The sequence below is a fragment of the Streptomyces sp. NPDC005820 genome (assembly GCF_040630255.1).
Lineage (GTDB): Bacteria > Actinomycetota > Actinomycetes > Streptomycetales > Streptomycetaceae > Streptomyces.
Window position 1 is genome coordinate 1 of record NZ_JBEXXE010000065.1, and the last position, 26,712, is coordinate 26,712.

The window sequence follows — 26,712 nt, forward strand, 5'->3', positions numbered from 1 at the left end:
CCTCCGCCTTGCAGCTGGACGCACCGGGCCCCGCTCACCTGCGCTTACAAGGCGCCGCTGCTTTCCTGCGACTTGATCCGCCGGACAGGCCCTAGCTTCCGCGCTCGTGCGGGCCGCCCGGACCCGGCAGGCCCGCCTCGACCCGGGAGAGCTGGGCCCGCAGGCTCATCAGCCAGGCCTCCAGGTCGACGAGGGTCGGCAGGGGCGGTGTCGACGCGGGCGCGGCCGCGGGTCGCGACGCCTTCGGCGGCGGCCGCTCCCCGTCGCACAGCGCCGCGAGCCGGTCGACCGTCCCGGCCGCCGCCCGGGCATCGGCCCACGCCCGTGCCACGGCGTCCGGGGGCAGACCGGTCGCGGGCAGGTCGAAGCGGGGCAGCCAGTGGGCGCCGAGCAGGATCTGATGCGTCGCGATGAGGACGCCGTGCCAGTCGGCGCCTGCGGCCGCCCGGGCGGCCGGTTCGCTGCGGAACTGCGCGTACGCGGACTCGGCCAGCCGCATCCGGTGCAGGGCGTGCAGCGTCGACGGGGGCGGCGCCGAGCCCGGCGGCACCGCCGCCAGCGCCGCGACGGTGGCCCTGATCAACGACGCGCAGTCACGCAGCAGCTCCGCCATGGTCCGCCGCACCTCGCGGTGGGCACCGGACGGCCAGGCCAGCAGCGCGCAAAGCAGACCGATGAGGCTGCCCGTCACCACGTCCACGATCCGCGCCTCCGCGAGCCGCCAGGTGGCCGGGGTGATCTGGGCGAACGCGGTGGCCACGACCAGGGTGAACAGCGCCTGCGCCCAGGCGATGCCGAGCAGCGGCCCGACCGAGAAGGCGACCAGCATGCCCGGCGCCAGGATCGCCGCGTAGGCGTCGGTGTGCTCGCCCAGACCGATGAGCAGGGCGCCCGCCGCCACCGCCCCCGCCAGATTGCCCGCCACCGCCTGCCGCATGGCCGCCCAGGTCTCCCCGACGGTGGTCCTGCTCAGCGTCAGCACCGCCAGCAGCACCCAGAACCCGTGGGTCAGATCGAGCGACCCGGCCACCAGCCGTGCCGCGCCGAGGGCGAGGGCGATCCGCAGCGCGTTGTGGAACTGCACCGAGCGGACCGTCAGATTGCCGGCGAACCGGCGCAGCCACAGCCGGACCGTCGGCGCGTCGGTGTACCAGAACAGCTCCCGGGGCTCGATCGGCGCGGTGCGCCGCCCGTCGAGGCCGACCCGTACGGAGATCTCCAGCGCGCGCACCGACTCGGCCACGCCCAGCAGCGCGGCCTGCCGGCGCAGCACCGCCACCACCCCCGGCCCCTCGGCGCCGGTCTTCGCCCCCTGCCGCATCCGCATCCGCTGGAAGGCGCCGATCGCCTCGTCCAGCCGCTGCGGGGCCGGCGCCGCCCGTCCCGCGCGCAGCGCCGCGGCACTGTCCGCACACCGGGCCGCCACCTGCGGCAACAGCCACCGCGACGCACGGTCGCTGTGCCGGCCGCCGCCGAGAAGGTTGTGCAGTTGCCCGGTCTCCGTCAGATGGGCCAGCTGTTCGAGCAGCCGGCGGGCCGCCGAACCGGCCTGGGCGAGGCCCCGCACCGCACGGCCCGGGCCCGCGGGGCGTTCGGCGGGCGGGAACACCGACAGCCGCAGCCGCTCGCCCTCGGCGCGCAGCGCCCCCGGCGGCAGACGGGTCCGGCCGGCGAGGGTGTCGCCCGCGACCACCACGGCCCGCGCGACGGCCGAGCGGTACGTGGCGCCCCCGGGCTGCGGCAACAGGACCACCTCGCACAGCGCCAGCAGCACCACGCCGGTGCTGAGCCCGGCCAGCCGCAGCCCCAGCGTCTGCGGTGCGTACGGCGGGAAGCAGGCCAGGATGTAGAAGAGCTGGAGCCCCGGCGCCGCCCCGGCCGGCCGCGGTCCGGCGACGGCCGCGAAGGCCAGGAGGAAGCCGACGACGAGCATCCCGAGCACCGCCGCCCAGGTCCGTACCGCCAGCGCGGTCCCCAGCGCCACCAGCGCCAGGCCCACCGGCAGCGCCTTCAGCATCACCTCGGCGCGCTGCCGCCCGGAGCCGGGGACGGCGGACAGCAGCCCGAGGGCGATGGGCGCGAACAGCGCGTACAGGGCCAGGACCGGCTCGTCGAGGCCGTACAGGAAGACGTAGAAGCCCGTGGCCGAGGCCACCGTCACCCGCACCGACCGGTGCAGGATCCCCGTCCACCCCGCTCCGGCGAGGAAGGCCCCGATCCGTGCGGTCGGCGAAGACTCGGCGCGCATGAGCACGTTCCTCTCGGGCCGACGCCCCCGAGGCATCGCGGGCGGGCCGGACACGCGCCCCGCCACCCCATTGTCGGCCGCCCCCGTGCGGGCCGCAGCCCAGCCGTGCGGGACCATGGGCCCCCGAGCGGGCATGCGGGACCATGGGCCCGAGCAGCCGTCCGGTGACGGGCCGCCCCGGCGGTCCACTCACCCGCTGCCTTACGCGGACGCACAGCAGCAGGAGTGTCTCGGGGAAGACGATCGAGGGGGACCCATGATCTGGTCACGGCTGCTTCACGGGCGGGGGGCGCCCAAGCACAGGCTTCCCCTGCCCGGCACGTGCGGGCACCGCCGGCACACCCTGCGCACCGAACACCTCCTGCTCTACACCCCGGAGAACCATCTGGACCTCGTGGTCTGCCGGGCCGCCGGCGCCGACCCCGAGGCCCAGCGCTGGCTCGGCTGGGACGACCTCGGCGTGTTGTCCGACGCGGGCGTCCGCGAGGCCCTGGTCGGGCTGCGCCCCGCCGACGCCGGCGGGCGGCCCGTGCTCCCGGGCATCCCGGCCCTGCTGGCCCGGCCCTTCGAGCCCCGCCCGGAACAGGCCGACGTCCTGGTCGGCGTCCGCCTCGACGACGGCAGATACGCCGGGTACACGGAACTGGACCCCCGTACCGGCGAGATCGGCGGCTGGCTGGCCCCGCACTCCCGTGGCCTCGGGCTCGGCGCGGAGCTGTTCCGGGCCGCCGCCCTGCTCGGGCACGACCACCTGGGACTCGACTCGGTGCGGGCCGGGTACGAACCGGCGAACACCGCGAGCGCCGAAGCCCTCGGCAGGGCCGGATTCGTCCCGGCCGAGGGGCCGCCCCGGCACCGGCTGGGCAACGGCCGCGTGATCGACGCCCGCTGGCTGCGGCACACCTGCGCGACCCCGCCCCGCCGCTGCTTCGGCGCCCCGCCCGCGGCTACAGCGCCCTAGCCACGAGCAGCGCCACGTCGTCGTGGTCGTCGGGATGGCGCAGGCCGTACAGCAGCAGGTCGCAGATCTCCTCCAGCGGCCGGTCGGGTTCGTCCAGGAAGGTGAGCAGCACGTCCAGACGGTCGTCGATGGAGTGGTGCCGGGTCTCGACCAGGCCGTCCGTGTACAGGACGAGTACGTCGCCGGGCGCGAGGTCGGTCGTGGTGGTCTCGAAGGGGATTCCGCCGACGCCGAGGGGGGCGCCGGCCGGCAGGTCGAGCAGCACGGGGGCATGGCCGGGGGCGGCCAGCGCGGGCGGCATGTGTCCCGCGTTGGCGATCCGGCACCGCCGGGTGCGGGGGTCGTACACCGCGTACAGGCAGGTCACGATGTAGTGCTCCAGATCGCAGGTGATCTTGTCCAGGTGCTGGAGCACTTCGCCGGGATCGAGATCGAGGTCCGCGTAGGCGCAGGTGGCGGTGCGCAGCCGGCCCATCGTGGCGGCCGCGTCGATGCCGTTGCCCATGACGTCCCCGACGACCAGCGCGGTCTTGTCGTCGGTCAGCGGGATGACGTCGTACCAGTCGCCGCCGACCTCGCTGGTGGCCTGGGCGGGCTGGTAGCGGGAGGCCAGGTCGAGCCCCGCGTGGTGCGGCGGATGGTCGGGGAGCAGGCTGCGCTGGAGGGTGAGCGCGGTGTTGCGCACGCTCTCGAACCAGCGGGCGTTGTCGATGGCCACGGCGGCCCGGCCGGCCAGCTCACCGGCCAGGACGACGTCGTCCTCGTCGAAGGGGAGCGGATTGCGGGTGCGCTTGAGGTCGAGGGCGCCCAGCACCTCGCCGTGGGCGATCAGCGGCACCGCGAGATACGAGTGGACACCGGCCCGCGCCAGCAGGGAACCGGCCTCGGCGTCCCGGGCGATGCGGGGGATGTCGGCCGCGCCGACATGGCGCACCAGGACCGGCCGGCCGGTGTGGACGCACAGGGTGACCAGACGGTCGCCGTCGTACGCCGTCACGTCCCCGGGGGCGTCGGCGGCGCGCAGGGCCACGGTCGGATGGGCCGCCTTGAGGGCGAGGGCGCGGAAGAGTTCCGGCCCGTCGTCCGGTCGGCGGGAGCGGCGGCAGGCGAGCGCGGAGTCGAGGACGTCCACGGCGACCACGTCGGCGAGCTGCGGGACGGCGATCTCGGCCAGCTCACGGGCGGTCTGTCCCACCTCCAGCGTGGTGCCGACCCGGGTGGAGGCCTCGGCGATCAGGGCGAGCCGCCGCCGGGCCCGGTCGGCCTCGGCCGCCGCCCGGTGCCGTTCGGTGACGTCGACGACCGAGGCCGCCGCGCCCAGGACCCGCCCGCCGGGGTCCTCCAGCCGGTAGAAGGAGAGCGACCAGGCGTGCTCACGCTCGGGATCGGTCGGCGGGCGGCCCACGTGGTACTGGTCGAGCAGCGGAGTCCCGGTCGTGAGCACCTGCCGCAGCGCGGACTCGATGGTCTCGACGTCGGGCAGCGGCAGGGTCTCCCGCAGCCGGCGGCCGATGTGCTCCTCGGCCGGGATGCCGTCGATGCGCTCCAGCGCCGGATTGACCAGCAGGTACCGCAGATCGGGGTCGAGGAGCGCCAGTCCGATCGGGGACTGGCTGATCAGCCGCTCGCACAGCGCGAGATCGGTCTCCACACGCTGCAGCAGTGTGTGGTCGGCGGCGATCCCGAGGGCGTACACGTCGCCGAGGTCGTCCTGGAGCCGCATGTTGCGGAACTCCATGATCCGGCTGCTGCCGTCCTTGTGCCGGATGGGGAAGGTGCCGGCCCAGCTCCGGCCGGTCTGCAGCACCTCCGTGAACAGCCTGACCACGGCCTTCAGGTGCCGGGAGTGGATGAACAGCCGCGCCGCGTACTTGCCGAGGGCCTCCTCGGCGGTGTAACCGAACAGCTCCTCCGCCTGCGGGGTCCAGAACACGATCCGCCCGTCGGCGTCCAGCACCATCGCGGACACGCTCAGGACATCCAGCAGACCGGTGGGCGGGGGCGCCTGCGCCCACTCGGTGCCGTACACGTCCTCCGCGGACGGGAAGGGTTCGGCTGTCATCGCCAACCTCCTCCCCTCCATGCTGCCCCCGCCGGGGGCGTCCGGAAAGCGCCCGGGGGTTCGCGGCACGCGCCCGTGCGCATCCGTCGGACAAGCAGGACGATGGGTCGTGTAAAGGAAGGCCCGATGGACTCTGCGCGAGAAGCCATGGACGCTGCGCGAGAAGCGTCCGGCGCCGCTCCGGCGCAGCCGTACGACGCCCTCGACGCGTCGACCGACGCGGCGGCGGTCGTGCGGGCGGACGGCGTCGTGGTCGGCTGGACGCGGGGCGCCGCGGCGCTGCTCGGCCGTCCGGCGGCGGATGTGGTGGGCCGCTCCGCCGGGCATCTCGTGGCGACACCGGGGGACCCGGCCCGGGTGGCCGGCGTCGCCGCGCACTGCCGCGCGGGCATGGGGTGGGGCGGTCGGCTGTCGGTACGGCACCACGACGGCCGCGCCCTCGAGGTGGACCTGCGGGTCTCCGCGTCCTTCCGGATCGGCGAGGACGAGTGCTTCCTGATCTCGGCGCGCTCCCGCGGCCCGCTCGGGACGGTCGGCCAGTCCGTCCTCGACGGGTTCCTCACCCGCTCCCCGGTCGGGATGGCGGTGATGGATCTCCAGCTGCGCTATGTGTGGCTGAACGACACGCTGGAACGCTGGGGCGGGGTGCCCCGGGAACAGCGGCTCGGACACCGGCTCAGCGAGCTGCTGCCCGGTCTGCAGGCCACCACCCTCGAAGGGCTGATGCGCAAGGTGCTGGAGTCCGGGGCCCCGGTCACCGACCACGAGTACCTGGGGTGGAGCCGGGCCGATCCGCACCGCCGGCACGCCTACTCCACGTCCTTCTTCCCCCTGGTCGACTCCGAGGGCGCCGTCACCGGCGTCTGCTACATGGTCCAGGACGTCACCGAGCGGTGGACGGCCCGTCGGCTGCTGTCGCTGGTCAACGAGGCCGGCACGCTCGTCGGGACCAGTCTCGACGTGCTGCGCACGGCCCAGGAGCTCGCCGACTTCGCCGTGCCCCGCTTCGCGGACTTCGTCGTCGTGGACCTCCTGGAGCCGGTGCTCAGCTCCGAGGGGCACGGCGCGTGGCTGACGGACGCCGGCCCGGCGCCCGCGAGGCCGGCGATGCGCCGCGCCGGGATGAGTTCGGTCCGTGAAGGCTGCCCGGAGGCCGTGGCACAGGTCGGCGACCCGGTGGACTTCCTGCCCCCGCCGCACGACGCGCGCCTCCTCATCGAGGGCGAGCCGATCCTCATCCCCGTCCTCGACCCCTCCGACGAGCTGTGGACCACCCAGCAGCCCGCGCGGGCGGCGACCATCCGCGAGTTCGGACTGCACTCGCTCATCTCCGTGCCGATGCGGGCCCGGTACACCGCGCTCGGCCTCACCACGTTCATCCGCTCGGTCAACCCCGTGTCGTTCGGGCCCGACGACGTCCTGCTCGCCCGGGAACTGGTCGCGCGAGCGGCGCTGTGCGTCGACAACGCCCGCCGCTACACCCGGGAGCACACCGCGGCCGTCACCCTGCAGCGCAGTCTGCTGCCCGACGCCCTCTCCGGCGGCACCGCGCTGGAGGTGGCCTCCTCCTATCTGCCCGCGGACCCCAGCGACGGGGTGGGCGGCGACTGGTTCGACGTGATCCCGCTGTCCGGGGCCCGGGTGGGCCTCGTCGTCGGCGACGTGGTCGGGCACGGCATCGCCGCCGCCGCGACCATGGGCCGGCTGCGCACGGCGGTACAGACCCTCGCCGACATGGACATGCCCCCCGAGGAGCTGCTGGCCCACCTGGACGACCTGGTGCTGCGGCTGAGCGCGGACGGGACCGACGACACGGCGGTGGCGCAGGGCACGACCGCGTTCCTCGGCGCCACCTGCCTCTACGCCGTCTACGACCCGGTCACCCGGCGCTGCCGGATGGCCCGCGCCGGGCATCCGCCCCCCGTCGTCGTCACCCCCGACGGTCAGGTGTCCTTCCCGGAGCCCCCGGCCGGGCCCCCGCTCGGTCTCGGCGGAATGGCGTTCGAGGCGACCGAGATCGAACTCGCCGAGAACAGCCTGATCGGCCTGTACACCGACGGCCTCGTGGAAGGCTCCGACCAGGACATGGAGCGCGGGATGGACCGGCTCGGCGCCCTGCTCGCCCGGTCCGGCAGCGACCTCGCGACCCTGTGCACCTCGGCGGTACGGCGCCTGGTGCCCGTGCCGCAGCCCGACGACATCGCGCTGCTCCTCGCCCGCACCCACGCCCTGGGCCCCGACCGGGTCGTCTCCTTCGACGTGCCCGCGGACCCGGCCGCCGTCGCCGACATCCGGGCCGGCGCGACCCGCCAGGTCGAGGCCTGGGGGCTGGCGGAGCTGGCGATGACCTCGGAACTGATCGTCAGCGAGCTGGTCACCAACGCCGTGCGCCACGCGACGCCGCCCATCCGGCTGCGGCTGCTCCGCGACACCCGGCTGACCTGCGAGGTCTCCGACGCCAGCAGCACGGCCCCCAGGCTCCGGCACGCCCGGAGCCTGGACGAGGGGGGCCGCGGTCTGTTCCTGGTGGCCCAGCTGGCCCATCGGTGGGGAGCCCGCTACACCCCCGAGGGGAAGATCATCTGGGCCGAGCAGGAGATCAGCCGCTGAGCAGCCCGTCCATCTGGCCGACGGCCGCCCGCAGGCCCTCCTCCATGCCCATCTCCACCAGCTGGTCCAGCTGCTCGCGGGTCTCGAACGCGGACCGGATCTCCATACGCGTGCCGTCCCCGTGCGGGGTCAGCCGCACCCGCACGCTCATGGTCGGCAGGGCGGGGTTCGGCTTCCCCTCCTCGTCGGCGAAGCCGTCGGTGAAGTCCAGGGACGTGGGCGGGGCGACCGAGGCGACACGCCACCAGCCGCGGTGCTTGTCTCCCTCGGGGCCCGTCATGAAGTAGGCGACCTCGCCGCCGGGGGTCAGCTCGTGGTGCTCGACGGTCGCCGGGTAGGTCGGGGGTCCCCACCAGCGCTCCAGCCGGCGGGGGTCGGCCCACAGCTCCCACACCTGCTCGACGGGGGCGGCGAAGTCGGCGACGAGGGTGAGGGTGAGGCGGTCGAAGTCCTTGTCCATGCTGGTCACGGTCATCGGTCCGGTCCTTCCTTCGGACGGTGTGCCTGCCGTTCTCCGGTCTCTTCCGTACGGGGGGCGCGCGCCAGCAGGCCGGACATCCGCTCCACCCTGCCGCGCCACAGCGCCTCCAGGTCGTCGAGGGCCTGCCGGGCCCGGGCCAGGGCGTCGGGCTCGGTGCGCACGAGCTGCTCCCGCCCGCGCCGCCGCTTGCCGACCAGCCCGGCCCGCTCCAGCACCGCCACGTGCTTCTGCACCGCGGCGAAGCTCATCGGGTAACCGGCGGCCAGCCGCGACACCGACAGACCCTCGTCGGCGCAGCGGCGGAGTATGTCCCTGCGGGTCGGGTCCGCCAGGGCGTGGAAGAGCCGGTCCAGGTTTTCGGCAGCACCTTCATCTACAACCATTTGGTTGTACGTTAACCCCTCCCACGGAGCCCCGCAAGCGCAACGGCACCGCTCCGACCTGCTGTGACATCCCCCACCTGCTCTTGCCCGAGCGAGGAACGCTTCCCTACGTTCGAAGACATGTCCCACCACGGCCCCACCCCTTCCGGCGAACCGTTCGACTGGTCCGTCGACCTGGGCGCGCACGAAATGCTCCGGCGGGCCCACGTCATGGACGCGCTCGGCGCCGACTGGGACCCCGTCGAGGCGCTGCGCGGTGAGGAGGCGGCGTACGGACTGCTCTACTCCGGCCTCAGCCCCGAGCAGCAGCGCATCCACGACGAACTCGTCGCGGCGGGGGTGCTCCCGCCCAGGGGAGACGGGCATGCTGCCGCTTGACCCGCAGGCCGACCCCGGCCGCCGCGCCTGGGTGGCCTGCCCGCGCTGCAACGACCACCAGGGCTGCGCCACCTGCGCGGAGCGCCGCACCTGCTCCTCGCACTGGCGCTATCTGCTCTCCAACGTGGGCAGCCTGCTCCATCTCCAGTGCCCGTCGTGCACCCACGTCTGGGACCACGAGACCCACTTCGGCGCCACCCGCACCCCCTGGCAGCGCATCACCAGCGGCCTGCGCCGCGAGTGAAGCCGGGCGGCCGCCGCCCCGCGCGCTGCCCCGCGCCCCGCATGCCGCCCCGCGCCCCGCACGCCGGCCGTGTGTCGCGTACGGCACCGCGCGCCGCCGCGATGCCGGCCGCCGCACCGCCTGCGGCCGTGGACCACGTACGCCGTCCCTGCCCTGCCCTGCCCTGCCCTGCCTTGCCCCGCCCGGACCGTGAGCCCGGACGGCCGAGCCGCGCCCGCTTTCGGATGACCCGGCCGTCTGTCGCCGGGGGCGGCGGACGGACCTGACGGAGGATCGCCCTCGGCGGTCCTCCCCGCCTGCCGCCCGTCCGCCCGGAGGCAGCCGTGCACATCCTGCTCGTAGCCAGCGCGTTCAACAGCCTCACCCAGCGCGTCCACGCCGAGCTGCGCGACCGCGGCCACTCGGTGGCGGTCGAACTCGCCCTGCCGGACGGCTCGTTGCCGGACGCCGTACGACGCCACGCACCGCACCTCGTCCTGGCCCCGATGCTGCGGACGGCGATCCCCGAGGAGGTGTGGACGGCCCGCCCCTGTCTTGTGGTCCACCCCGGCCCCGTCGGGGACCGGGGACCGTCCTCCCTGGACTGGGCGATTCACGAGGGGTACGACCGGTGGGGCGTCACCGTGCTCCAGGCCGACGCGGAGATGGACGCCGGCGACGTGTGGGCCTGCGTGCCCTGCCCCGTCCCCGAGGTGGCCAAGAGCGACCTGTACCGGGGCGAGATCGCCGACGCCGCGCTGCGCGCCGTCCTGCTCGCCGTGGACCGCTTCGCCGACGGAACGTACGTACCGCTCCGGCAGGACCCGGCGGGCGCGGCCGACCCCCGGCTGCGGACGCGACCGTACCTGGACCAGGGCGTCCGGCACATCGACTGGGCCGGGGACTCCACCCGGACCGTGCTGCGCAAGCTGCGGGCGGCCGATTCCCAGCCCGGCGTGCTGGACGTGCTGTTCGGCGAGGAGTGGTACCTGCATGGCGGGCACCCCGAGGACGCGCTGCGCGGCCGCCCCGGCGAACTGCTGGCCACCCGGGCCGGGGCGATCTGCCGGGCCACCGCCGACGGCGCCGTGTGGATCCCCGAGCTGAGGCTCCGGCGGCTGCGTGGGGCGCCGCCCACGTTCAAACTGCCCGCGGTGCGTGCCCTGGGCGACCGGCTGCCGCCGCTGCCCGACCACACCCCGCCCCGGCTGCCCGACGCCCGGGAGCGCCGTTGGACGGACATCCGCTACCGGGAGGACGGAACCGTCGGCTTCCTGTCCTTCTCCTTCCCCGGCGGCGCCATGAGCACCGAGCAGTGCCGGCGCCTGCTCGACGCCTACCGGGGGGCCTGCGAGCGGCCCACCTCGGTGCTGGTGCTGGGCGGCGCGCGCGACTTCTTCTCCAACGGCATCCACCTCAACGTGATCGAGGCCGCCGCCGATCCGGCCGCCGAGTCCTGGGCCAACATCAACGCCATTGACGACCTGGTCGAAGCGGTCCTGACGACCACCGACCGGCTGACCGTCGCGGCCGTCGCGGGCAACGCGGCGGCGGGCGGCGTGATGCTCGCCCTCGCCGCGGACGAGATCTGGTGCCGCTCCGGGGCCGTGCTGAACCCCCACTACCGGCTGATGGGTCTGTACGGCTCGGAGTACTGGACCCACACCCTCCCGCGCCGGGTCGGCCCCGCAGTCGCCGAACGGCTCATGGCCGAGGCCCTCCCCGTGAGCGCGACCGGCGCCCACCGCCTCGGGCTCGTCGACCGGGTCGTCGACCGCGCCCCGGACGCCTTCGCCCAGGAGGTGGGCGAGCTCGCCGCGCGCCTGGCCGCCCTGCCCGCGACAGCGGCCCGGATCACGGCGAAGAAGGCGGAACTGGACCGGCTGCAGAGCCTGACCCCGCTGTCCGTCTTCCGGGAACGCGAGCTCGCCCGGATGCGGGAGACCTTCGACGACCCCGATGCCCCGTACCACGCCCTGCGCCGGGCGTTCGTCCACAAGAAGCGCCCCGCCCGCACCCCGCCCCACCTCGCCCCGGTTGCGCACAGCGGGCCGACCCCCTCTGCCGCCGATGTCACCGGAATGGCCCCCGATGGTGTCTCACTCGGGCCGAACCGCTGATACGAAGAATCCTGATGGCCGAAATGCAGGCCTTCATCCCTTACCTCCCCAGGAGGCGGTCCCCATGAGCCAGGCGACGCCGAACACGGCCGGCGCTGCGGACGCCACAGGCGCGCCCGCCGACGAGACACCCACGATCCACGTCCTGTGGATCAACGCCGGGCTGAGCTGCGACGGCGACTCGGTCGCGCTGACCGCGGCCATGCAGCCGAGCATCGAGGAGATCGTCCTCGGTGTGCTGCCCGGCCTGCCGAAGATCCAGGTGCACTGGCCGCTGATCGACTTCGACTGCGGTCCGGTCGGCGGCGCCGACACGTTCATCGAGTGGTTCTTCAAGGGGGAGCGGGGCGAGCTCGACCCGTTCGTGCTGGTCGTCGAGGGCTCCGTCCCCAACGAGGCGATCAAGCCCGAGGGCTACTGGTGCGGCTTCGGCGACAACCCGGAGACCGGCCAGCCCATCACCACCAGCGAGTGGATCGACCGCCTCGCGCCCAAGGCCCTCGCCGTCGTCGCCATCGGCACCTGCGCCACGTACGGCGGCATCCACGCGATGGCCGGCAACCCGACCGGCGCGATGGGCGTCCCGGACTACCTGGGCTGGAACTGGAAGTCCCACGCCGGCATCCCGATCGTGTGCGTCCCGGGCTGCCCGATCCAGCCCGACAACTTCGCAGAGACCCTCACCTACCTGCTCTACCAGGCGGCCGGCTCCGCCCCGATGATCCCGCTGGACGACAAGCTGCGTCCGACCTGGCTGTTCGGGGCCACCGTCCACGAGGGCTGCGACCGGGCCGGCTACTACGAGCAGGGCGAGTTCGCGGAGTCGTACGACTCGCCGAAGTGCCTGGTGAAGATCGGCTGCTGGGGCCCCGTCGTCAAGTGCAACGTGCCCAAGCGCGGCTGGATGAACGGCGTCGGCGGCTGCCCCAACGTCGGCGGCATCTGCATCGCCTGCACCATGCCCGGCTTCCCCGACAAGTTCATGCCGTTCATGGACGAACCCCCCGGCGCCAAGGTCTCCAGCACGGCCAGCGGCGCGTACGGCGCCGTGATCCGCAAGCTGCGGGACATCACCGCGAAGACGGTGGACAAGGAGCCCAAGTGGCGCCGGAGCGGCGAGAAGATCACCACCGGCTACCGGCCGCCCTGGTGACGCCCTCCCGCACCTGACCCCCGCGTGACCCGCTTCTGCTTCGTGCACCCCCCCCACACCCCGAACCTCCCGCGCAACGAAGGGCACGGCAACGACCATGGCAAGGACGAAGGCGGCCGGAGACGGCACCGGTCTGGTGGAGATGTCCTGGGACCCGATCACCCGGATCGTGGGCAGCCTCGGCATCCACACGAAGATCGACTTCAAGCAGAAGCGGGTCGCGGAGTGCTACAGCACCTCGTCGGTCTTCCGCGGCTACAGCGTCTTCATGCGGGGCAAGGACCCCCGCGACGCCCACTTCATCACCAGCCGCATCTGCGGCATCTGCGGCGACAACCACGCCACCTGCTCGGTGTACACGCAGAACATGGCGTACGGCGTGAAGCCCCCGCACCTCGGTGAGTGGATCATCAACCTCGGCGAGTCCGCGGAGTACATGTTCGACCACAACATCTTCCAGGAGAACCTGGTCGGGGTCGACTACTGCGAGAAGATGGTCAAGGAGACCAACCCCGGGGTCCTCGAACTCGCCGAGCGCACCGAGGCCCCGCACGCCGCCGAGCACGGCTACCGCACCATCGCCGACATCATGCGCTCGCTCAACCCGCTGGAGGGCGAGTTCTACCGCGAGGCCCTCCAGGTCAGCCGGTACACCCGCGAGATGTTCTGCCTGATGGAGGGCCGCCATGTGCACCCCTCCACGCTCTACCCGGGCGGAGTCGGCACGGTCGCCTCCGTGCAGCTCTTCACCGACTACCTGAGCCGCCTCATGCGGTACGTCGAGTTCATGAAGCGGGTCGTCCCGCTCCACGACGACCTCTTCGACTTCTTCTACGAGGCCCTGCCCGGCTACGAGGAGGTCGGCCGCCGGCGTGTCCTGCTCGGCTGCTGGGGCGCCCTCAACGACCCCGAGCACTGCGACTTCACCTACGCCAACATGACGGACTGGGGCCGGCGCATGTTCGTCACCCCCGGCATCGTCGTCGACGGCAAGCTCGTCACCAACGACCTCACCGCGATCAACCTCGGCATCCGCATCCTGCTGGGCAGCTCCTACTACGAGGACTGGCAGGGCCAGGAGCAGTTCGTCACCCACGACCCGCTCGGCAACCCCGTCGACCCGCGCCACCCGTGGAACCAGCACACCATCCCGGCCCCGCAGAAGCGGAACTTCGACGACAAGTACAGCTGGGTGATGTCCCCGCGCTGGTTCGACGGCAAGGACCACCTCGCCCTGGACACCGGCGGCGGCCCCATCGCCCGCCTGTGGTCCACCGCCCTGTCCGGGCTCGTCGACATCGGGTACGTCAAGGCCACCGGCCAGAGCGTGGTCATCAACCTGCCGCGCACCCTGACCAAGCCGGAGACCACCTTCGAGTGGAAGATCCCGAAGTGGTCCAACGCCCTGGAACGCAACCGCGCCCGCACCTACTTCCAGGCCTACGCCGCCGCCGTCGCCCTGCACTGCGCGGAGAAGGGCCTCGAGGAGGTCCGCGCCGGACGCACCCAGACCTGGGAGAAGTTCGAGGTCCCTGACGAGAGCATCGGCTGCGGCTTCACCGAGGCCGTCCGCGGCGTCCTCTCCCACCACATGGTGATCCGCGACGGCAAGATCGCCAACTACCACCCGTACCCGCCCACCCCCTGGAACGCCAGCGTCCGCGACTCCTACGGCACCCCCGGCCCGTACGAGGACGCCGTGCAGAACACCCCGATCTTCGAGGAGAACCCCCCGGAGAACTTCAAGGGCATCGACATCATGCGCGCCGTCCGCAGCTTCGACCCCTGTCTGCCCTGCGGCGTCCACATGTACGTCGGCGGCGGAAAGACCGTGAAGTCGATGCACGTGCCCACCGGCCTGAGCGGACTCGGCGGATGAGCGCGCCGACCACCGCACGCCCGGTGACGGCCGAGCAGACCGGACGCCGGATCGAGGAGGTCCTCGACCGGCTGGCCACGAGCGGCGACGGCGCCGCCGCGGCCGAGGACCTCGTCCGCTCCCTCATGGACCTCTACGGCACCGCCCTCGCCCACGTCGTCGAACTGCTGGGGTCCACCCCCGGCAAAGCCCTGGCGCGGCTGCTCGACGACGACCTCGTGGCGAGCCTGCTCGTCCTGCACGACCTGCACCCCGAGGACCGCGACACCCGGATCGCCCGCGCCCTCGACGGGGTCCGCGACCACCGGCTGGAGGTGGTGGGCTTCGAGGAGCACAGCGGCACCCTGCGGCTGCGCGCCCGGGCGGGCGGCGGCTGCGGCTGCGGCTCCGGCACGGATGCCGCGCGGGCCGCCGAGACTGCGCTCGCCGCCCTCGCCCCCGAGGTCAGGGCCGTGGACGTGGAGACCGCACCCGCCGGACCCACGCTCCTGCAGATCGGCACCGCACCGACGGGGGCGCGATGAGCACGACCACCCCCGGCCTGCGGCGGTTCCTCACCGACCGTCCGCCGCGGCCGGAGCGGTGCGAACTGTGCGCCGCCGTGGTGCCCGAGGACCACCGCCACCTCGTCGACACGGAGCAGCGGTCCCTCGCCTGCGCGTGCACGGCCTGCGCGGTGCTGATGGAACAGCCCGGCGCCGCCGCGGGCCGCTTCCGCGCGGTCCCGGCCCGCTACCTCGCCGACCCCGGCCACCGCCTCGACGAACGGGCCTGGGAAACGCTGCAGATCCCCGTCGGCGTCGCCTTCTTCTTCCGCAACGCCGCCCTCGACCGGCTGGTCGCCCTCTACCCGAGCCCGGCCGGAGCCACCGAGAGCGAACTCGATCCCGACACCTGGACCGCCGTCCTCGGCGGCAGCCGGCTCGCCGACCTCCTCGAACCCGACGTCGAGGCACTGCTGCTGCGCCGCACCGACGACCGCGTCGACTGCCACCTCGTCCCCATCGACGTCTGCTACGAACTCGTCGGCCGGATGCGCCTGTTGTGGCAGGGCTTCGACGGCGGACGGGAGGCGCGCGCCGCACTGGACGCCTTCTTCACGGACGTGGCGCGCCGCGCCCGGCCCCTGGAGGAGGCGGGGCGCCCATGACGGAGTTCTCCTTCTCCTGCACCGGCGTCCGCGCCGACCGGTTCGCCGCCGGGCCCACGCTCGTCTTCCGGCTGCACGTCACCGCGTCCGGCGACACCCCCGTGCACGCCCTCGCGCTCCGCTGCCAGATCCGCATCGAACCCGCCCGGCGCGGCTACGACGACGGCGAAGCCGACGCGCTCAAGGACCTGTTCGGCGAGCGCTCCCGCTGGGGCGGCACGCTCAACCCGGTGCAGTTCGCCCAGGTCCCGCTGATGGTGTCCGGGTTCACCGGGGAGACCGAGGCCGACCTCGTCGTCCCCTGCACCTACGACCTGGACATCGCCGCCACCCGCTATCTCGCCGCCCTCACCGACGGCGAGGTCCCGCTGCTGATGCTGTTCTCCGGCACGGCCTTCACCGGCGCGGGCGGCTTCCGCGTCGAACCCGTCCCCTGGGACCGCGAGGCGGCCTTCAGGATGCCGGTCGCCACCTGGCGGGAGATGGTCGAGCAGCACTTCCCCGGCTGCGGCTGGATCCGGCTGCCCCGCGACACCATGGACGCCCTCCTCGCCTACCGCTCCCGGCACGCCCTGCCGTCCTGGGAGGCGACCGTCGAGGCCCTGCTCGACGGGGGCGCCGCCGACCGGCCCGAGAGCCGCGACCCGCTGCGCGCGCTCACCGCCCTGACCGTGAGGACCGACCCGTGACCGCGACCGCGTTCGCCCCCGGGACCGAGGAGCGGTTCGCCCTAGCCCGGCAGGTGGCCGACGCCGTCCTCTTCGAGGGCTATGTGCTCTACCCGTACCGCGCCTCGGCCGCCAAGAACCGGCTGCGCTGGCAGTTCGGGGTGCTCGTGCCGCCCGCCTGGGGCGCCGGGTGCGAGGAGCACGACTTCCAGCACACCGAATGCCTGATGGAACCGAGGAAGGGCGCCACCCTCTCCGTCGAGGTGCGCTTCCTGCACGCCCGCCGGCGCACCGTGCAGCGGGCGCGCCCGGACGGCGGCCACGACACCGTCCCCGAACTCCGCCTCGACGACCGGATCCTGGTGCCCTGGGACGAGGGCGGCGAGGAACGCGTCGAACTGGTCGTCCCCGTCGAGGAGTTGCTCGGCGACGGCGTCACGCATCCCTTCCGGATCCCGGCCCGCGAGGACACCGAACCGGTCCTGGACGCGGCGGGCCGCACCGTCGGCCGGCTGGTCCGGCGGTGCGAGGAGGTCGTCGGGACCGTCCGGCTCTCCGCGTGCGAACTCGACGGCCCCTACCGGACGTCGCGGCTCACCGCCGTCGTGGAGAACACCAGCGACTGGGTGCCCCCGGAGGGCCGGGCGGCCGACCGGGACGCGGCGCTGCCGCACTCCCTGGTGGCCACCCACCTCCTCATGGCCCTCAGCGCCGGATCGTTCCTGTCGATGACCGATCCCCCGGAATGGGCCAAGGGCGCGGTCGCCGCCTGCCGCAATCTGCACACCTGGCCCGTCCTCGCCGGCGAACCCGGCCGCGCCGACCTCGTGCTGTCCTCCCCGATCATCCTGGAGGACCACCCGGCCATCGCGCCGGAGAGCCCCGGCGCGCTCTACGACGCCACCGAGATCGACGAGATCCTCGCCCTGCGCACCGCCGCCCTCACCGACGAGGAGAAGCGCGAGGCCCGGGGTACCGACCCGCGGGCCGCGGCCGTGATCGACCTGGCGGACTCGATGCCGGCCGAGGTGCTGGAACGCCTGCACGGCGCGGTGCGCGGACTGCGCGAGGTCACCGGGGAGACCGGCGCGCCCGGCTTCCCCGGCTTTCCCGACGAGCACGGGGTGCGGCGCCCCGACACCCCCTGGTGGGACCCGGCGAGCGACGCCGGCTTCGACCCGGACCACGACACCGTCGTGGTCGGCGACCGGTCCGTCGGCAAGGGCAGCCGTGTCGAACTACGGCCCGGTCTACGGCACACCGACGCCCAGGACCTGTTCCTGCGCGGCAGCACCGCCACCGTCGAGGCCGTGCTGCACGACGTCGACGGCGCCGTGCACCTCGCCGTCACCGTGGACGGCGACCCCGGCGCGGACATCCGCCGCGAACAGGGCCGCTATCTCTACTTCCAGCCGGACGAGGTCGTACCGCTGGAGGCCGGACCGTGAACCGCACCCTCGTGGCCGGCATCGGCAACATCTTCCTCGGCGACGACGGCTTCGGCGTCGAGACCGCGCGCCGGCTGGCCGGGTGCCGGCTGCCGGAGCACGTCGAGGTCGCGGACATCGGAGTCCGCGGGGTGCACCTCGCCTACCAGCTCCTCGACGGCTACGACACCCTCGTCCTCGTCGACGCCACGGCACGCGGCGAGACGCCGGGGACGCTCTACGTCATCGAGTACGACGGCCCCGGCGCCGACCCCGGCGCGGTGCCCCCGATCGACGGCCACCGGATGACCCCCGACACCGTCCTGGCCCTGCTGGACACCCTCTGCGCCGGCACCGGCGGACGAGCACCCCGGCGCACCGTGATCGTCGGCTGTGAACCGGCCTCGGTGGAGGAGGGCATCGGACTCAGCCCTCCGGTGTCCGACGCCGTACCCGAGGCCGTACGGCTGATCGAAGAGCTGCTGCGGGACGGCGAGCCGTCCACGGCACCCACCGGGGCCGCCGAGGCTCCGCGAGCGAGATGAGGAGAGACGGATGAAGAAGATCGTCATCGGTGGAGCGGCCTTCGCCGCCATGGCCGCCACCGCCGCCGTCGCGGTCGAGCTGTTTCCCGACTTCCGGCGCTACCTGCGGATCCGCCGTATGTGACCCGGGTGCCCGGACGCCCCGCGCGGCCGTGCGGTTGCGTCGAACGGGCGTAGCCGCCGACCCGTGACGGCGTGCCGGGCCGTGCCACCCGGGTGCCCCCGCCTCTAATGAAGGCCGGCGGGGGGCACGCCCACGCCCGGGAGGTCCGAGACCGATGCACGAGATGTCCGTCGCGCTGGCCGTCGTCGACCAGGTGACCGAGGCCGCCGAGCGCGCCGGGGACGTCACGGCGGTCCGCTCGGTCCGGCTCCAGGTCGGTGAACTGGCCGGGGTCGTCCCCGACGCGCTCTCCTTCTGCTTCGAACTGGCCTGCGCCGGGACCCTGCTGGAGGGCGCCGAACTCGTCACCGAGCCCGTACCGGGCCGGGCCCGCTGCGCCTCCTGCGCACACGAGTGGGCCGTCGGCATGCCGCCCCGGCTGACCTGCCCCGGCTGCGGCGGCACGCGTACCGACCTGTGCGCCGGGCGGGAACTGCAGATCGCCTCCGTCCAGTGGGAGGACGGCGTCCCCGCGCCCACCGGCGAACCGATCCACGAGGAGTGCTGAACCATGTGCCGTGTCGTCGACCTGCGGCAGGCCGTACTCGCGAAGAACGACGCGAGTGCCCACACCCTGCGCGACCGTCTCACCGCCGGCGGCACCACCGTCGTCAACCTGCTCTCCAGCCCCGGCAGCGGCAAGACCGCGCTGCTGGAGCAGGAACTGCTGCGGGCCCGCGAGCGGTCCGTGTCCGTCGCCGCGCTGACCGCCGACCTCGCCACCGAGAACGACGCGGCCCGCCTGGCCCGCTCGGGCGTGCCCGTCAAGCAGGTGCTCACCGACGGACTGTGCCACCTGGAGGCGGGCATGCTCGCCGGACACCTGGACGGCTGGCTGCCCGAGGGCACCCGGCTGCTGTTCGTGGAGAACGTCGGCAACCTGGTCTGCCCGGCCTCCTACGACCTGGGGGAGACCCTCCGGGTCGTCCTCGCCTCCGTGACCGAGGGCGAGGACAAGCCGCTCAAGTACCCCACCGCCTTCGGGCTCGCCCAGCTGGTCGTGGTCACCAAGACCGACCTCGCCGAAGCCGTCGAGTTCGACGAGCTCGCGTTCCGCGCGAACGTGGAGCAGGTCAACCCCGGCGTCGAGATCGTCCTGACCTCGGCCCGCCGGGGCAGGGGCGTCGGCGCGCTGCTCGACCGGGCGCTGGCCGCGGCGGAGGGCGCACCCGTCCATACGCCGGTCATGGCCCGCCAGACGCACACCCACGGCCACCCGCATTCCCACTCCCACTCCCATGCGCACGCGGACGCGGACGCGGCCGACGCTCTGGCGCACACCCACCCGTGAGCGCTCCCCCGTCCCCGGCCGTCGTCACCGGCGACCGGCCGCTGCGCCGCCGGATCGTCGTCCGGGGGGTGGTGCAGGGCGTGGGCTTCCGGCCGTACGTCTACGCTCTCGCCACCGAACTGGCCCTGGTCGGACACGTCACCAACACCCCGGAGGGCGTCGTCGCCGAGGTCGAGGGCAGCGGCGCGGCCGTGGCCCGGTTCTGCGAACGCCTCGCGGTCCAGGCGCCCCCGCTGGCCGTGGTGGAGTCCGTCCACCACCAGGAGGTGCCCCTCACGGGGGGCGAGGCGTTCACCATCCTCGCCTCCCGCACCGACGGCCCGGCCCGCACCCTCGTCTCCCCGGACACGGCCACCTGCGCCGACTGTCTCGCCGAGCTGGCCGACCCCGCAGACCGGCGCCACCGCCACCCCTTCGTCAACTGCACCCACTGCGGCCCCCGGTTCACCATCGTCACCGGCGTCCCCTACGACCGGGCCCACACCACCATGGCCGGCTTCCCGATGTGCGCCGACTGCGCCCGGGAGTACGGCGATCCGGCCGACCGGCGCTTCCACGCCCAGCCCGTCGCCTGCCCGGCCTGCGGACCGAGGCTGCGGCTGATCGCCCCGGGAGCCGTCGACGATCCGGTCGCCGGGGCCCGCGCCCTGCTCACGCGCGGCGCGATCCTCGCCGTGAAGGGCCTCGGCGGCTACCACCTGGCCTGCGACGCCACGAACGAGAACGCGGTCGCCCTGCTGCGCCGGCGCAAGGCGCGCGGCGACAAGCCCTTCGCCGTCATGGCCCGCTCCACGGCCGACGCCGAGCACCTCGTGCACCTCGGCCCGGAGGAACGGCGCCTGCTCGAAGGGGGCGCCCGGCCCGTCGTCCTGCTGCGGCGACGCCCGGACCCGTCGTACACGGCCGGGGGCCCGCGGCCCGCCGATTCGGTCGCGCCCGGCAGTCCCGACCTCGGAGTGATGCTGCCGTACACCCCCGTGCACCATCTGCTGCTGGGCCTGCCCGGTGATCCGGACGGTCCCCGGCTGCTCGTCATGACCAGCGGCAATGTGTCCGGGGAGCCGATCGTCACCGATGACACCGAGGCCCTGGAGCGGCTCGCGCACCTGGCCGACGCCTGGCTCGTCCACGACCGGCCGATCCAGGGGCCCTGCGACGACTCCGTGGTCCGGGTCTGCGACGGCGAGCCCCTGATGATCCGTCGCTCGCGCGGCTACGCGCCCCTGCCGGTCGCGCTGCCCCTGCCCGTCCGCCCCGCCCTCGCCGTCGGCGGGGACCTGAAGAACGCCTTCTGTCTCGGGTCGGGCCGCAAGGCCTGGCTGTCGGCGCACATCGGCGACATGGACGACCTCGGCACCCAGGGCGTGTTCGAGCGCGCGGTGGGGCAGCTGGAGTCGATCACGGGCGTACGGCCCGAGAGCCTGGCCGCCGACCGGCACCCCGGCTACCGCTCCACCGGCTGGGCCGACCGCACCGCCGGCGGGCGGCCCGTGACCCGGGTGCAGCACCATCACGCCCATGTCGCCTCCGTGATGGCCGAGCACGGCCTCGACGGCAGCCGCCCGGTGATCGGCGTGGCTTTCGACGGCACCGGCCACGGCGACGACGGGGCGGTGTGGGGCGGGGAGTTCCTGCTCGCGGACTACGACGGCTTCACCCGGTTCGGACACCTCGCCTACGTCCCGCTGCCCGGCGGCGACGCCGCGGTGCGCCGGCCGTACCGCATGGCGCTGTCCCATCTGCGGGCCGCCGGCCTCGGGAGGTCGGCCGACCTGCCCTGTACGGCGGCCTGCCCGCCGGAGGAACTCGTCGTCCTGGAACGGCAGCTGGAGCGCGGACTGGCCTGCGTCCCCACCTCCAGCATGGGCCGCCTCTTCGACGCCGTCTCCTCCCTGGCCGGGGTGTGCCACCTGGCCGGATACGAGGCACAGGCCGCCGTGGAGCTGGAGGCGGCCGCTCTGCACGCGCCCGCCGGGGACACCACCGCGTACGACTTCGCCCTGCGCGTACCGGAGGAGGGCGAGCGCGCTGCCGTACGGGCCGATCCCGCCCCCGTCCTGGCGGCCGTCGTCCGCGACCTGCGCGACGGGCTCCCGGCGGCCCCGGTCGCGGCCCGCTTCCATCGGGGCGTGACCGCGATGGTGCGCCGGATGTGCGCGCTGGCCCGGGAGCGGCACGGGCTGGGCACGGTCGCCCTCACGGGCGGCGTGTTCGCCAACACGCTGCTCTCGACGGCCTGTTGCGCCGCACTGCGCGAGGACGGCTTCACGGTCCTGCGGCACCGCTCGGTACCGCCGGGCGACGGCGGGCTGGCGCTGGGCCAGCTGATGGTGGCCGCGCGGACGACCGACACCGACTGACCACATCCACAGCGAGGAGAGGCCCATGTGCCTGGCGGTACCCGGCAGAGTGCTCGACATCGAGGAACGCGACGGCACCCGGATGGCCACCGTCGACTTCGGCGGCGTGGTCAAGGAGGTGTGCCTGGAGTACCTGCCCGATCTCCGGGTTGGCGAGTACGCCATCGTCCACGTCGGGTTCGCCCTGCAGCGGCTGGACGAGGAGTCGGCGAAACAGACGCTCGAACTCTTCGCCGAACTCGGCATGCTGCAGGAGGAGTTCGGCGACGCCTGGGAGATGGCTGCGGCCGAGGCGGGCCAGGACGTCGTACGGGAGGCGGGGCAGTGAAGTACATCGACGAGTTCCAGGACCCCGACCTGGCCCGCCGGCTCCTCGACGACATCCACGCCACCGTCACCCGGCCCTGGGCGCTGATGGAGGTCTGCGGCGGCCAGACGCACAGCATCATCCGGCATGGCATCGACCAACTCCTCCCCGACGAGGTCGAGTTGATCCACGGGCCGGGCTGTCCCGTCTGTGTGACCCCGCTGGAGGTCATCGACAAGGCGCTGGAGATCGCCTCCCGGCCGGGGGTGATCTTCTGCTCCTTCGGCGACATGCTGCGGGTGCCGGGCACCGGCCGGGACCTGTTCCAGGTGCGCGGCGAGGGCGGGGACGTACGCGTCGTCTACTCGCCGCTCGACGCCCTGCGGATCGCCCGGCAGAACCCGGACCGCGAGGTGGTGTTCTTCGGCATCGGCTTCGAGACGACCGCACCGCCCAACGCCATGACGGTCCATCAGGCCCGCGAGCAGGGCATCCGCAACTTCAGCATGCTGGTCTCGCACGTCCGGGTGCCCCCCGCCATCGAGGCGATCATGTCCTCGCCGACCTGCCGGGTGCAGGGCTTCCTCGCGGCCGGGCACGTGTGCAGTGTGATGGGCATGGGGGAGTACCCGGAGCTGGCGGAGCGCTTCCGGGTGCCGATCGTCGTGACGGGCTTCGAACCGCTCGACATCCTCGAGGGCGTACGCCGGACCGTACGGCAGCTGGAGCGCGGCGAGCACACCGTCGACAACGCCTACGCCCGGGCCGTCCGCCCGGACGGCAACCCGGCCGCACGGGCCATGCTGGAGGACGTCTTCGAGGTCACCGACCGGGCCTGGCGGGGCATCGGGGTGATCCCCGGCAGCGGCTGGCGGCTGTCCCCGAAGTACCGGGACCACGACGCCGAGCACCGCTTCTCCGTCGAGGACATCCGCACGGAGGAACCGGCCGAGTGCCGCAGCGGAGAGGTCCTGCAAGGCCTGCTCAAACCGCACGAGTGCGCCGCCTTCGGCACCCTGTGCACCCCGCGGACCCCGCTGGGCGCCACGATGGTCTCCAGCGAGGGCGCCTGCGCCGCGTACTACCTCTACCGACGGCTGGACCTGCCGGCCGGCCCGACGGCCCGGGAGGCGACCCCCGTTGTCTGACACGACCGGTCTCCCCACCCTCGACGTCGAGGCGTGGACCTGCCCGGCGCCCCTGCGCGAGAGGCCCCGGGTCGTCATGGGCCACGGCGGCGGCGGGGTCCTCTCCGCCGAGCTGGTCCAGCAGATCTTCGCCCCGGCCTTCGGCGGCGAGGCCCTCGCCCAGCTCGGCGACTCCGCCGTCCTCTCCCTCGGCGGCGCCCGGCTGGCGTTCTCCACCGACTCCTACGTGGTGCGCCCGCTGTTCTTCCCGGGCGGCAGCATCGGCGACCTGGCGGTCAACGGCACCGTCAACGACCTCGCCATGAGCGGCGCCCGCGCCGCCTATCTCTCCTGCGGGTTCATCCTGGAGGAGGGCGTCGAACTCGACACCGTCACCCGGGTCGCCCGGGCGATGGGCGCCGCCGCGCGCACCGCCGGCGTGGAGGTGGCCACCGGGGACACCAAGGTGGTGGAGGCCGGCCACGGCGACGGGATCTTCGTCAACACGGCCGGCATCGGGGTCGTCCCGCCGGGCGTCGACCTGCGTCCGCAGCGGGTCGTCCCCGGGGACGTCGTGATCGTCAGCGGCGCCATCGGCGTCCACGGGGTGGCGATCATGAGCGTCCGCGAGGGCCTGGAGTTCGGGGTGGAGATCGCCAGCGACTGCGCTCCGCTCGGCGGCCTGGTCGAGGCCATGCTCGCCGTCACCCCGGATCTGCACGTGCTGCGCGACCCCACCCGGGGCGGTCTGGCCGCCGCGCTCAACGAGATCGCGAGCGCCTCCGGCACGGGCGTCGTCCTCCAGGAGCGCGCCGTCCCCGTCCCGCCGTCCGTGGCCAACGCCTGCGCCATCCTCGGACTGGACCCCATGTACATCGCCAACGAGGGCAAGCTGGTGGCCTTCGTCCCGCGCGAGCACGCCGACGCGGTCCTCGGGGCGATGCGGGCCCACCCGCTCGGCGCGGACGCCGTGATCATCGGCGAGGCCGTCGAGGCCCACCCCGGCATGGTCGTGGCGCGCACCGGGCTGGGCGGCACCCGCGTGGTGGACCTGCCGATCGGGGAGCAACTGCCGCGCATCTGCTGAGCCGGCACGACGTGGATCGGACGAGGGACATACGAGCCCTCGCCCGATCCACCGTGTTAAAAACAGATATGACCGGATGACTGTCCTATGGTGATTCCGTGCGCGGAATCCTGTTGGCCGGAGGAACCGGCTCGCGACTGTGGCCGTTGACCCGCTCGGTGTCGAAACAACTCCTGCCGGTCTTCGACAAACCCATGGTCTATTACCCGCTGTCCACCCTGGTGATGGCCGGTGTCCGGGAGGTTCTCGTCGTCACCACGCCCGAACACCAGGACCAGTTCCGGCGGTTGCTCGGCGACGGAAGCCAACTGGGGCTGCGGCTGGAATACCTGGCGCAGAAACGCCCGGAGGGAATCGCCCAGGCATTCGTGCTGGGCGCCGAATTCATCGGCGGGGAATCCGTCGCCCTGATTCTGGGCGACAACATCTTCCACGGCAGCGGGCTCGGCACCCGGCTGGCCCGGCACGAGGACCCGGCGGGCGGCCGGGTGTTCGCCTATCAGGTCGCGAACCCCTCGGCGTACGGCGTGGTGGAGTTCGACGCACACGGCCGGGCGGTCTCCATCGAGGAGAAACCGGCCCGCCCCCGATCCCGCTACGCCGTCCCCGGGCTGTACTTCTACGACCACCGCGCCGTCGACATCGCCCGGGCCCTGCGGCCCAGCGCCCGGGGCGAGCTGGAGATCACGGACCTCAACCGCGTCTATCTGGAGGCGGGGGAACTCCAGGTCACCCGGCTCGACCGGGGCACCGCCTGGCTGGACACCGGGACCTTCACCTCCATGGTCCAGGCCTCGGAGTTCGTCCGGGTCATCGAGGAGCGCCAGGGCTTCAAGGTCGGCTGCGTCGAGGAGGCGGTCTGGCGGGCCGGCCTGATCGACGACGACCGGCTGCGTGAACTGGCCCGGCCGCTGCTGAAGAGCGGATACGGCCACTACCTGCTGGGGCTGCTGGAGGACGCGCGGCAGGGCGTCCTGTCCCCGGGTCTCTCCGGCGCGAGAAAGGTGAGCACGTGAAACCGCTCGGGATCGAAGGGGCGTGGGTGGACACGCCCCGGGTGTTCATGGACGACCGGGGCCGCTTCCACGAGTGGTTCAGGAGCGAGACCTTCCGCACGGCCGTCGGACACGGGTTCGACTTCGAGCAGGCGAATTGCTCCCGCTCGGTGCGCGGCACGCTCCGCGGCATCCACGCCGCGGCCGTCCCGCCCGGACAGGCGAAGTACGTCACCTGCGTCAGCGGGGCCGTCCTCGACGTCGTCGTCGACATCCGGCTCGGCTCCCCGGGCTTCGGCACCTGGGAGGCGGTGCGTCTCGACGACACGACCCATCGCTGCGTCTATCTCTCGGAGGGACTCGGCCACGCCTTCATGGCGCTGGAGGACAATTCCACCGTCGTCTACCTCTGTTCGCGGGGCTACGCGCCGGAGCGCGAATTCGGGATCAACCCGCTCGACCCGGCCCTCGCCATCGCCTGGCCCGACGGTCTCACGCCCGTCCTCTCCGACAAGGACGCCGCGGCGCCCACGCTGGCGGAGGCCGAGCGGCGGGGTCTGCTGCCGTCCTTCGAGGAATGCCTGGCCTATCGCGAAAGCCTCGGCGGTGAAGCCTGACGGTGACGCCGCTCGGGTGATCCTCATGGTCGAGACGGGTCGTCTGATAATCATTTTTTCATTGTGGTGGAAGGGATGAGGTCGTTCATGGCCGAAGGAGTCATGACGGCCCAGCGGACCGATGTATGCGGAGTGCGCGCCGCCGTCTGATCCCTGCCCGATCTGAGGAAGGTTCTCTTGAACCGTAGAACGATCCGAATTGCGCGCCTGAAATCCGTCACGATGGTCACGACGGGCGCGGCGACGGTGGCGCTGAGCGTGCTTCCGAGCACGGTGGCGATCGCCGACGCGATGCAGCGGCCGGACGCCGGTCGCCTGGTCCTGCAGAAAGTCCCGGAGGGTGTCTCCGAGGCGGCCGTGGCCGACGCGATCCGACGCGCCGGTTCCGACGGCCGGGCGACGGTGCAGTCGTACGGCGAGACCTCCGCCGACAAGGACCGCGACACCCATCACCACGCTCAGGGCCCCCGAGGCCCC

24 protein-coding genes are annotated in these 26,712 nt (G+C 73.4%); 20 read left to right on the forward strand and 4 right to left on the reverse strand.

Annotated features, from left to right (window positions below; translation table 11 throughout):
* Positions 1–91 precede the first annotated feature (91 nt).
* Positions 92–2,248, reverse strand: a complete 2,157-nt coding sequence (locus ABZ464_RS47040) for an FUSC family protein (RefSeq protein WP_359288139.1) — start codon at positions 2,246–2,248, stop codon at positions 92–94.
* A 256-nt stretch (positions 2,249–2,504) separates the two neighbouring features.
* Here ABZ464_RS47040 and ABZ464_RS47045 point away from each other — a divergent pair, with 256 nt between their 5' ends.
* Positions 2,505–3,209 (forward strand): GNAT family protein, encoded by a 705-nt coding sequence (locus tag ABZ464_RS47045; RefSeq protein ID WP_359288141.1) that lies wholly within the window; start codon positions 2,505–2,507, stop codon positions 3,207–3,209.
* On the opposite strand, the gene ABZ464_RS47050 is transcribed toward ABZ464_RS47045, so the two are convergent.
* On the reverse strand, positions 3,196–5,271 hold the full coding sequence (locus ABZ464_RS47050) for a SpoIIE family protein phosphatase (protein WP_359288143.1): 2,076 nt from the start codon (positions 5,269–5,271) through the stop codon (positions 3,196–3,198). The genes ABZ464_RS47045 and ABZ464_RS47050 overlap by 14 nt on opposite strands.
* A 126-nt stretch (positions 5,272–5,397) precedes the next feature.
* Between ABZ464_RS47050 and ABZ464_RS47055 the strand changes: the two genes are divergently transcribed.
* Positions 5,398–7,881 (forward strand): SpoIIE family protein phosphatase, encoded by a 2,484-nt coding sequence (locus ABZ464_RS47055; RefSeq protein ID WP_359288145.1) that lies wholly within the window; start codon positions 5,398–5,400, stop codon positions 7,879–7,881.
* On the opposite strand, the gene ABZ464_RS47060 is transcribed toward ABZ464_RS47055, so the two are convergent.
* A complete protein-coding gene (locus ABZ464_RS47060; RefSeq protein WP_359288147.1) occupies positions 7,871–8,356 on the reverse strand; it encodes an SRPBCC domain-containing protein in 486 nt (161 codons plus the stop codon). The genes ABZ464_RS47055 and ABZ464_RS47060 overlap by 11 nt on opposite strands.
* Positions 8,353–8,745, reverse strand: a complete 393-nt coding sequence (locus ABZ464_RS47065) for a metalloregulator ArsR/SmtB family transcription factor (protein ID WP_359288149.1) — start codon at positions 8,743–8,745, stop codon at positions 8,353–8,355. Before ABZ464_RS47065 ends, ABZ464_RS47060 begins: the two co-directional genes overlap by 4 nt.
* Positions 8,746–8,865: 120 nt before the next feature.
* On the opposite strand from ABZ464_RS47065, the gene ABZ464_RS47070 reads away from it, so the two are divergent.
* The 18 genes from ABZ464_RS47070 to rfbC all read left to right on the forward strand — a co-directional run bounded on the left by ABZ464_RS47070 (position 8,866) and on the right by rfbC (position 26,235).
* Positions 8,866–9,123: a DUF6400 family protein gene (locus ABZ464_RS47070; RefSeq protein ID WP_359288151.1), complete on the forward strand. Its 258-nt coding sequence runs from the start codon at positions 8,866–8,868 to the stop codon at positions 9,121–9,123.
* Positions 9,110–9,367: a hypothetical protein gene (locus tag ABZ464_RS47075; protein WP_359288153.1), complete on the forward strand. Its 258-nt coding sequence runs from the start codon at positions 9,110–9,112 to the stop codon at positions 9,365–9,367. The genes ABZ464_RS47070 and ABZ464_RS47075 overlap by 14 nt, the downstream gene beginning before the upstream one ends.
* Positions 9,368–9,690: 323 nt before the next feature.
* Positions 9,691–11,466 (forward strand): enoyl-CoA hydratase-related protein, encoded by a 1,776-nt coding sequence (locus ABZ464_RS47080; protein WP_359288155.1) that lies wholly within the window; start codon positions 9,691–9,693, stop codon positions 11,464–11,466.
* Between the two features lie 64 nt (positions 11,467–11,530).
* Positions 11,531–12,619 carry a hydrogenase expression protein HypE gene (locus tag ABZ464_RS47085; RefSeq protein WP_359288157.1) on the forward strand — a complete coding sequence of 363 codons (1,089 nt, stop codon included), beginning with the start codon at positions 11,531–11,533 and terminating at the stop codon, positions 12,617–12,619.
* 97 nt (positions 12,620–12,716) lie between these two features.
* On the forward strand, positions 12,717–14,498 hold the full coding sequence (locus ABZ464_RS47090) for a nickel-dependent hydrogenase large subunit (protein ID WP_359288159.1): 1,782 nt from the start codon (positions 12,717–12,719) through the stop codon (positions 14,496–14,498).
* Positions 14,495–15,022, forward strand: a complete 528-nt coding sequence (locus tag ABZ464_RS47095) for a hypothetical protein (RefSeq protein WP_359288161.1) — start codon at positions 14,495–14,497, stop codon at positions 15,020–15,022. The genes ABZ464_RS47090 and ABZ464_RS47095 overlap by 4 nt, the downstream gene beginning before the upstream one ends.
* Positions 15,019–15,648, forward strand: coding sequence for a DUF5947 family protein (locus tag ABZ464_RS47100; RefSeq protein ID WP_359288163.1), 630 nt, complete (start codon positions 15,019–15,021; stop codon positions 15,646–15,648). Before ABZ464_RS47095 ends, ABZ464_RS47100 begins: the two co-directional genes overlap by 4 nt.
* Complete coding sequence (locus ABZ464_RS47105) at positions 15,645–16,337, forward strand: DUF6084 family protein (RefSeq protein ID WP_359288165.1); 693 nt, start codon at positions 15,645–15,647, stop codon at positions 16,335–16,337. Before ABZ464_RS47100 ends, ABZ464_RS47105 begins: the two co-directional genes overlap by 4 nt.
* Positions 16,334–17,764: a hypothetical protein gene (locus ABZ464_RS47110; protein WP_359288167.1), complete on the forward strand. Its 1,431-nt coding sequence runs from the start codon at positions 16,334–16,336 to the stop codon at positions 17,762–17,764. The genes ABZ464_RS47105 and ABZ464_RS47110 overlap by 4 nt, the downstream gene beginning before the upstream one ends.
* Complete coding sequence (locus ABZ464_RS47115) at positions 17,761–18,288, forward strand: hydrogenase maturation protease (RefSeq protein ID WP_359288168.1); 528 nt, start codon at positions 17,761–17,763, stop codon at positions 18,286–18,288. Before ABZ464_RS47110 ends, ABZ464_RS47115 begins: the two co-directional genes overlap by 4 nt.
* Before the next feature lie 278 nt (positions 18,289–18,566).
* The gene (gene hypA / locus ABZ464_RS47120; RefSeq protein WP_359288170.1) at positions 18,567–18,959 is read left to right on the forward strand and encodes a hydrogenase maturation nickel metallochaperone HypA; all 393 of its coding nucleotides are present in this window, start codon (positions 18,567–18,569) and stop codon (positions 18,957–18,959) included.
* Between the two features lie 3 nt (positions 18,960–18,962).
* Entirely contained in the window at positions 18,963–19,742 is a 780-nt protein-coding gene (hypB, locus tag ABZ464_RS47125; RefSeq protein ID WP_359288172.1) for a hydrogenase nickel incorporation protein HypB, read from the forward strand.
* Positions 19,739–22,102 (forward strand): carbamoyltransferase HypF, encoded by a 2,364-nt coding sequence (gene hypF / locus ABZ464_RS47130; RefSeq protein WP_359288174.1) that lies wholly within the window; start codon positions 19,739–19,741, stop codon positions 22,100–22,102. The genes hypB and hypF overlap by 4 nt, the downstream gene beginning before the upstream one ends.
* Before the next feature lie 25 nt (positions 22,103–22,127).
* On the forward strand, positions 22,128–22,430 hold the full coding sequence (locus ABZ464_RS47135; protein WP_359288176.1) for a HypC/HybG/HupF family hydrogenase formation chaperone: 303 nt from the start codon (positions 22,128–22,130) through the stop codon (positions 22,428–22,430).
* Positions 22,427–23,557: a hydrogenase formation protein HypD gene (gene hypD / locus ABZ464_RS47140; protein ID WP_359288178.1), complete on the forward strand. Its 1,131-nt coding sequence runs from the start codon at positions 22,427–22,429 to the stop codon at positions 23,555–23,557. Before ABZ464_RS47135 ends, hypD begins: the two co-directional genes overlap by 4 nt.
* Entirely contained in the window at positions 23,550–24,623 is a 1,074-nt protein-coding gene (gene hypE / locus ABZ464_RS47145; protein ID WP_359288180.1) for a hydrogenase expression/formation protein HypE, read from the forward strand. The genes hypD and hypE overlap by 8 nt, the downstream gene beginning before the upstream one ends.
* A gap of 98 nt (positions 24,624–24,721) precedes the next feature.
* Entirely contained in the window at positions 24,722–25,639 is a 918-nt protein-coding gene (rfbA, locus tag ABZ464_RS47150; RefSeq protein WP_359288182.1) for a glucose-1-phosphate thymidylyltransferase RfbA, read from the forward strand.
* Positions 25,636–26,235: a dTDP-4-dehydrorhamnose 3,5-epimerase gene (gene rfbC / locus ABZ464_RS47155; protein ID WP_359288184.1), complete on the forward strand. Its 600-nt coding sequence runs from the start codon at positions 25,636–25,638 to the stop codon at positions 26,233–26,235. The genes rfbA and rfbC overlap by 4 nt, the downstream gene beginning before the upstream one ends.
* Positions 26,236–26,712: the final 477 nt, after the last annotated feature.